We start from the raw sequence: 7,253 nt of genomic DNA on the forward strand, positions 1-7,253 counted from the left end.
TTCGCCCCGCAGAAGTCCTTCGCCTCCGAGGGCGGCCTGTGGCTGGCGACCTTCTCCCCGGCCGCGCTGGAGCGCGCCGCCGAGATCGCCGGCTCAGGTGGCGCAGATCACGCCCAGCACCGACCCGGCGAACAGCCAGGCCAGCGAGGTGGCGTTGGACCACAGCACGTTGTCGCCCTCGGGCCGGGGCACGATCAGCAGCAGCATCGCCAGGAACCAGCCGGCCGCGGGCGCGCCCGCGCCGAGCCGGGTGCCGGTGACCCGCAGGCCGCCGTAGAAGGTGGCGCCGGTCGCGGCGAGCGCCAGCAGGACTCCCACCGGCGGCCACAGGGCCTGCACAAAGGATCCGCAGACCGACACCGCGGCACCCAGCAGGAAGAACAGGACGTAGGCCCCGATCCGGGCGGCGCGCGGGGGCTGGGGCTCCGCCAGCCGCTCCTCGCGGGTGCCGAGGACGGCGGCGGCGAGCGTGCGGCGCGGCGGTGTGGCGTCGGACTTGCTCATCGGGTGCCCTCCTCGGCGTGGGCGGCGTCGAGCGGAAGGCCGGCGAACAGGTCGTCCTCCGGCCCGCCCGGCCCGGCCTGGCCGTGCACCAACTGGTAGTACTCGGTGGCGAACAGCGGCTGGGCGAGGTCGTTGGAGAGCGCGAAGAAGGCGCCGTCCACGGTGATCTGGGTGGCGTGGGCGGTCAGTGCGGCGGCCTTGCGCCCCGCGTACGCCGCGCCGTCCAGGACGGTGGTGACCACCTCGTCGTCGACCACGCCGGGGACGTCGGAGGGCTGCGCCACGCCCGGGAAGGACGCCTTGGCGGCGGCCTCGGCGAGCCCGGCCTCGATCACCGAGCGGGGCATCCGGTTCCAGTACACCTTGGCGATCCGCCAGGCCGGGCCCAGCTCCGGCCGGTGCGCCGGGTCGGCGGCCAGCTCGTGGGCGCGCATCGCGACCCGGTGCGCCTGGATGTGGTCCGGGTGCCCGTAGCCGCCGTCCGGGTCGTACGTGACCAGCACCTGCGGGCGCGCCTCGCGGATCACCGCGACCAGGTGGCCGGCCGCCTCCTCGACGTCCGCCCGCCAGAAGCAGCCGGGCACGTCGTTCTCGGGCACGCCCATCATCCCGGAGTCGCGGTAGCGCCCCGGGCCGCCGAGGAAGCGGAAGTCGGTCACGCCGAGGGCGCGCATCGCCTCGGTGAGCTCGCCGATCCGGTGCGCGCCGAGGGTGTCGTCCCGATCGGCCGTCAGGTGGGCCAGCCGCGCGGGGATCACCTCGCCGCCCTCGCCGAGGGTGCAGGTCACCAGCGTGACCCGGGCGCCCTCGGCGGCGTACCGGGCCATGGTGGCGCCGTTGCCGATCGACTCGTCGTCGGGGTGCGCGTGCACCAGGAGGAGGCGGCGGCCGGTAGTCGCGGTCATGGGAGGAAGCCTAGGGCCTGTCGTCACGCTCCCGTCGTCCGCCCGGAGGGCGGGCGGGGCAGGCGCGCGTGCGACGTCAGGCCCTCGCGGCCGCGGCGGCGGGGTCAGAGCCTCAGGCCGTTGATCATTCCGGCGAGGTTGCTGGTGACCTGGCTGATCGACGGGGCGATCGAGCTGGAGGCCAGGTAGAAGCCCAGCAGCGCGCAGACGATCGCGTGCGCCAGCTTCAGGCCGGACCGGCGGATCAGGATCACCACGATGACCAGCATCAGCACAGCGGCGGAGATGTTCATGGCCATGTCGGCTCACACCCCTTCTCGGGCACGCCGCCCGGGGGAGAGCGGCGAGGGACGGTGCGGGACTGGGGGCTGCGGGTGACCGCGGTCCGGGACGGGGCCGGGCGTTCACTCGCGCGACAAGTCATACCCGATGGGTGAGGGTGTCATTACCCTCGGTGAGTCCGCGCGCGCCGGGGCATCGTGGCATCCGAGGGGCGCGTGGGCCGGTCGGAGGCGGTTTGGACCTCTTTGGGGCGTACTTGTCGACGATGCTCCGAACGAGTGATCAACGCACGCCCGGGGGTGGTGGTCCGTCGTCATAAGGTCTGGTGCCATGACCTCCCACACCTCTGCCGACACCTTCCCGAGGCAGTACGCGCGGACCCTGCGCTACACCGTCGGCGCGCCCCGCTCCTTCTCCGTCGCGCCGGACGGCTCGCGGGTCGTCTTCCTCCGCTCGCGATCCGGCCGCGACCGGGCCAACCTGCTCTGGACCCTCGACACCGCCACCGGCGAGGAGCGGGTCGCCGCCGACCCGGCCGCGCTGCTCGGCGGCGGCGAGGAGGACCTCTCCCCGGCCGAGAGGGCCCGCCGCGAGCGCAGCCGCGAGGGCTCGGCCGGCATCGTCGGCTACGCCCTGGACGCGGCCGGGAAGCTGGCCGCCTTCGCCCTCTCCGGCCGCCTGTTCACCGCCGACCTGACCACCGGCGCCACCGCCGAACTGCCCGCCGAGGGGCCGCTGCTGGACCCGCGCCTCTCCCCGGACGGCGCCTACGTCGCGTACGCCAACACCGCCGGCGAGCTGCGGCTGACCCGCACCGACGGCGGCGGCGACCGGGTGCTCGCCGAGCCGGACGGCCCGAACGTCACCTGGGGCCAGGCCGAGTTCATCGCGCAGGAGGAGATGGACCGCGACCGCGGCTTCTGGTGGTCCCCGGCGGGCGACCGGCTGCTGGTCGAGCGCGCCGACGACAGCCCGGTGCGCCGCTGGTGGATCGCCGACCCGGCGAACCCGGACCGTGAGCCCGCCGAGGTCGCCTACCCGGCGGCCGGCGGCGCCAACGCCGAGGTCGGGCTCTGGCTGCTCGACCTGCACGGCGGGCGCACCGAGGTGGTCTGGGACCGCGAGGCCTACCCGTACCTGGGCCGGGTGCACTGGTCGAAGGGCGGCGTGCCGCTGCTCCTGGTCCAGACCCGCGACCAGCGCGGCCAGCGGATCCTCGGCCTGGACGCCGCCACCGGCGCCACCGAGGTGCTGCACGAGGAGAAGGACGGCGTCTGGCTGGAGCTGTTCCCGGGCGCGCCGGCCTGGACCCCGGACGGCAAGCTGGTCCGGATCTCCGACGAGGGCGGCGTGCGGGCGCTGGTGATCGGCGACCGCGCCGTGACCGGGGCCGACCTGCACGTCCGCTCGGTCGTCGCGGTCACCGAGCGGGAGGTGTTCTTCGGCGCCGCCGGCGGCGCCGAGGAGACCGACCCCGAGCCGGGCTGGATCGGCGTCGGCCGGATCAGCCACGACGGCACGCGACTGGGCTGGGAGTCCGCCAACGGGCGGCCGTTCACCTCCGTCACCAGCGCGGTGCACGGCGGCGGGATCACCGTCCGGGCCACCGCCGAGCCGGACCTGCCCGGCACCCTGGTCCAGGTCGCCCGGGACCTGCCCGAGGGCCTGGCGGTCGACGACGTCGCCACCATCGCCTCGTACGCCGAGACCCCGGTCATCACCGCCCGCCCGGTCTTCCGCTTCGCCGGCGAGCGCCGCATCCCGGCGGCCGTCTTCCTGCCCACCGGCTACGACCGGGAGCGGGACGGCCTGCTGCCCGTCCTGATGGACCCGTACGGCGGCCCGCACGGCCAGCGCGTCGTCCAGGCGCACAACCCGCACCTCAACTCGCAGTGGTTCGCCGACCAGGGCTTCGCGGTGGTCGTCGCCGACGGGCGCGGCACGCCCGGGCGCGGGCCGGCCTGGGAGAAGTCGATCGCCTTCGACTTCGCCGGGGCCACCCTGGACGACCAGGTGGAGGCGCTGCGGGCGCTCGCCGGGGAGTTCCCGCTGGACCTCGACCGGGTCGCCGTCCGCGGCTGGTCGTACGGCGGCTACCTCTCCGCGCTCGCCGTGCTGCGCCGCCCGGACGTCTTCCACGCGGCGGTGGCCGGGGCGCCGGTGACCGACTGGGAGCTGTACGACACCCACTACACCGAGCGCTACCTGGGCGACCCCGCCGAGCGGCCCGAGGTGTACGCCGCCAACTCGCTGAGCGGGTACGCGGCCGGCCTGGAGCGCCCGCTGATGATCATCCACGGGCTGGCGGACGACAACGTGGTGGCCGCGCACACCCTGCGGCTGTCCTCGGCGCTGCTCGCCGCCGGGCGCCCGCACACCGTGCTGCCGCTGTCCGGAGTCACCCACATGACCCCGCAGGAGGAGGTCGCGGAGAACCTGCTGCTGCTCCAGGTCGACTTCGTGAAGCGCTCGCTGGGGGTGTGACACCCGTCCGACCAGCGCTTTCGGCGGCCGGTGCCCCTGACCGGGGTACCGGCCGCCGGCATGACATCCGTCATGCCGAAGGCACGACGGCGGACACTGCCGCCGCCACCCGCCCGCGCGGGACTCTGAGGTGGTGCGAACAGCACCGACCGTGACGCCACGAGCGTGACACCATCAGGGAGAGGAGCCGGGCGATGGGTACCGAGGTGGCCGCCTTCCGCGGCGTGGGCAAGAGCTACGGGCGGGTGCGCGCCGTGGACGGACTGGACCTCGTGCTGAGGCCGGGAGAGACCGTCGCCCTGCTCGGGCCGAACGGCGCCGGGAAGTCCACCAGCCTGGACCTGCTGCTCGGCCTGCGCGAGCCCGACCGGGGCAGCGTGACCCTGTTCGGCGCCACCCCGCGGGCGGCGATCGAGGCCGGCCGGGTCGGCGCGATGCTGCAGAGCGGCGGGCTGATGACCGACGTCAAGGTGCGCGAGCTGGTGCGGCTCGCCTGCGACGTGCACCCGCGCGGCCGGTCGGTCACGGAGGTGCTGACCGACGCCGGGATCACCGAGCTGGCGGAGCGGCGGGTCGACAAGCTGTCCGGCGGCCAGGAGCAGCGGGTCCGCTTCGCCCTGGCCATCGCCGGCGACAACGACCTGATCGTGCTGGACGAGCCGACCACCGGCATGGACGTCAGCGTGCGGCAGTCGTTCTGGGCGAGCATGCGCGCGCAGGCCGACGCCGGGCGCACGGTGCTGTTCGCCACCCACTACCTGGAGGAGGCCGACTCGATCGCCGACCGCGTCCTGGTGCTGCACCGGGGCCGGCTGATCGCCGACGGCAGCTCGGCGGAGATCAAGGCGCGGGCCGGAGCCCGCCGGGTCGCCTTCGAACTCCACGACGCGGACGGCGGGTTCGAGGAGCCCGTGCTGCGCACCCTGCCGGGCGTGCGGTCGCTGGACGTCACCGCGAGGGTCGCGGGGGTGCGGACGGTACGGATCCGGACCGCGGACGCCGACGCCACCGTGGCCGGGATCTACCGGGCGGGGCTGTACCCGCGCGGGCTGGAGGTCGCCGGCGTGGGCCTGGAGCAGGCCTTCCTGACCATCACCGGCGAGCTGGACCGCGAGGCCGGCGCCGGGGACGCCGGCCGGGAGAACACCGAGAAGGAGACCGTGCGATGACCACCCTGATCCGGCTGGAGATCCTGCGGACCCTCCGCAACCGGCGCTACCTGCTCTTCACCATCGCCTACCCGGCGCTGATGTACGTCTTCTTCATCAACGCCTACGGCTCCACCCAGCTCGCCGGGGGCCTGCCGGTGAAGACCTACTTCATGGTCTCGATGGCCACCTTCGGCGCGGTCGGCGCGGTGCTGACCGGCAGCGCGCAGCGGATCTCGCTGGAGCGCAAGAGCGGCTGGGTGCGCCAGCTGCGGCTGACCGCGCTGCCCGGCCGGGCGTACACCGTCGGCAAGATCGCGGCGACCGCCGTCACCACGCTGCCGGCGATCCTGGTGGTCTTCGCGGTCGGCGCGAGCCAGGGCGTCTCGCTGAGCGTGCCGCAGTGGCTCGGGCTGGCGGCCGCGCTCTGGCTGGGCAGCTTCGTGTTCGCCGCGCTCGGGGTGGCGCTCGGGTACGCGGCGGCGCCGGACGCGGTGCAGCCGATCGTGATGATCACCTACATGGCGATGGCCCTGCTCGGCGGCACCTGGTTCCCGGTGAGCGGCTCACTGGAGAGGTTCGCCCGCTTCAACCCGGTGTACCTGTACAACCAGCTGGCCGACTTCACCCGGCCCGGGCACTCCCTGGACACCGGCGCGGTCGCCGGGCTGGCCGCCTTCCTCGTGGTGTTCGGCGCCGCCGCGGCGGCCCTGTACCGCCGTGACAGCCGCCAGGCATGATGATCGACATGAGTGACGCGCGCCAGGCCCACCGCCCCGACGAACCGCCGGAGGTGGGCGTGGCGCGCGCGTCCTTCATGAACGTGCCCGGTTCCCCGGTGGAGAGCAGGCGCCAGCTGCTGGTCAAGGTCGCCTGGATGATGCTGTGGATGCTCTACCTGGCCTACCCGGCGGGCGACCTGCTGAACGGCGGCCACACCACGGCCGGGACGGTGCTCGGCTGGTGCTGCCTGGCCGGGTTCGTGGTCGCCTACGTGCTGCTGGTGGTCTTCCGCTCGCAGGCCGGGATGCGGCCGCGGGCCTGCCTGGTGATCGTCACGACGATGGTCGGGCTCGCCGTCGCCGCCCCGGTCGGCCTCGGAGCCGCGTTCCTGACGCTGTTCATCTACGCCTCGGTGTGCGTCGCGATCATCGTGCCGACCCACTACGCGCTGCGCGCCCTGGTCGCCATGGCCGTGCTCACCGCCGCCGTCGGGACGGGCATCGGGGCCGGCGTCGACAACGTGTCCACCTTCGCGCTCAGCGCCTTCCTCTCCGGCATCGCGATGACCGGTCTGCAGCGGCTGGTCGCCACCATGAAGGAACTGCGCGAGGCCCGGGCCGCGGTCGCCCACCTGGCGGCCTCCGAGGAGCGGCTGCGGCTCGCCCGCGACCTGCACGACCTGCTCGGGCACTCGCTGTCGCTGATCACCCTGAAGAGCGAGCTGGCCGGGCGGTTCATGGACGCCGGCAAGGACGAGGCGGCGCGGGCGCAGGTCGCCGACATCGAGCAGGTCGCCCGGCAGTCGCTGATCGACGTCCGGGAGGCGGTGACCGGCTTCCGTCGCCCGACCCTGCCGGTCGAACTGGCCGCCGCCCGTACCGCGCTGGCCGCCGCGCAGGTCCGGCTGGAGGCCGCGCCGGAGCTGGTGGACGCCTGGCCGTCGCTGACCGACGAGGAGACCGGGGCGCTGGCCTGGGCGCTGCGCGAGGCCGTCACCAACGTGGTCCGGCACGGCGAGGGCGCCACCGTCTGCACGGTGACGGCGGACGAGAGCTGGGAGGCGAGCGGCGAGCGCTACGCCGTCCTGGAGATCACCGACAACGGGCGCGGGCCGGGCAAGTCCCAGCCGGGCAACGGCCTGTCCGGGCTGGAGGAGCGGCTGGCCCTGGTCGGCGGGCGGCTGGAGACCGGGCCGGGGGAGCGGGGG

The 7,253-nt window shown here is 74.5% G+C and carries 7 protein-coding genes; 4 read left to right on the top strand and 3 right to left on the bottom strand.

What is annotated here, in order from left to right; translation table 11 throughout:
- Positions 1–93: 93 nt before the first annotated feature.
- The 3 genes from ACIQOV_RS18770 to ACIQOV_RS18780 all read right to left on the bottom strand — a co-directional run bounded on the left by ACIQOV_RS18770 (position 94) and on the right by ACIQOV_RS18780 (position 1,708).
- The gene (locus ACIQOV_RS18770; RefSeq protein WP_401049734.1) at positions 94–504 is read right to left on the bottom strand and encodes a DUF6113 family protein; all 411 of its coding nucleotides are present in this window, start codon (positions 502–504) and stop codon (positions 94–96) included.
- Positions 501–1,409: an N-acetyl-1-D-myo-inositol-2-amino-2-deoxy-alpha-D-glucopyranoside deacetylase gene (gene mshB / locus ACIQOV_RS18775; protein ID WP_401049737.1), complete on the bottom strand. Its 909-nt coding sequence runs from the start codon at positions 1,407–1,409 to the stop codon at positions 501–503. The genes ACIQOV_RS18770 and mshB overlap by 4 nt, the downstream gene beginning before the upstream one ends.
- Before the next feature lie 104 nt (positions 1,410–1,513).
- Positions 1,514–1,708, bottom strand: a complete 195-nt coding sequence (locus tag ACIQOV_RS18780) for a DUF2304 family protein (protein ID WP_049658010.1) — start codon at positions 1,706–1,708, stop codon at positions 1,514–1,516.
- 313 nt (positions 1,709–2,021) lie between these two features.
- Here ACIQOV_RS18780 and ACIQOV_RS18785 point away from each other — a divergent pair, with 313 nt between their 5' ends.
- The 4 genes from ACIQOV_RS18785 to ACIQOV_RS18800 all read left to right on the top strand — a co-directional run.
- The gene (locus ACIQOV_RS18785; RefSeq protein ID WP_401049739.1) at positions 2,022–4,175 is read left to right on the top strand and encodes a prolyl oligopeptidase family serine peptidase; all 2,154 of its coding nucleotides are present in this window, start codon (positions 2,022–2,024) and stop codon (positions 4,173–4,175) included.
- Between the two features lie 194 nt (positions 4,176–4,369).
- Positions 4,370–5,344 (top strand): ABC transporter ATP-binding protein, encoded by a 975-nt coding sequence (locus ACIQOV_RS18790; RefSeq protein WP_401049742.1) that lies wholly within the window; start codon positions 4,370–4,372, stop codon positions 5,342–5,344.
- Positions 5,341–6,063: an ABC transporter permease gene (locus ACIQOV_RS18795; RefSeq protein WP_401049744.1), complete on the top strand. Its 723-nt coding sequence runs from the start codon at positions 5,341–5,343 to the stop codon at positions 6,061–6,063. Before ACIQOV_RS18790 ends, ACIQOV_RS18795 begins: the two co-directional genes overlap by 4 nt.
- A gap of 8 nt (positions 6,064–6,071) precedes the next feature.
- Positions 6,072–7,253 (top strand): sensor histidine kinase (locus ACIQOV_RS18800; RefSeq protein WP_401049746.1); only part of this gene is annotated, 1,182 nt, incomplete at its 3' end.

Origin of the sequence: Kitasatospora sp. NPDC091257, from assembly GCF_044757675.1 — a bacterium.
Lineage (GTDB): Bacteria > Actinomycetota > Actinomycetes > Streptomycetales > Streptomycetaceae > Kitasatospora > Kitasatospora lactacystinica.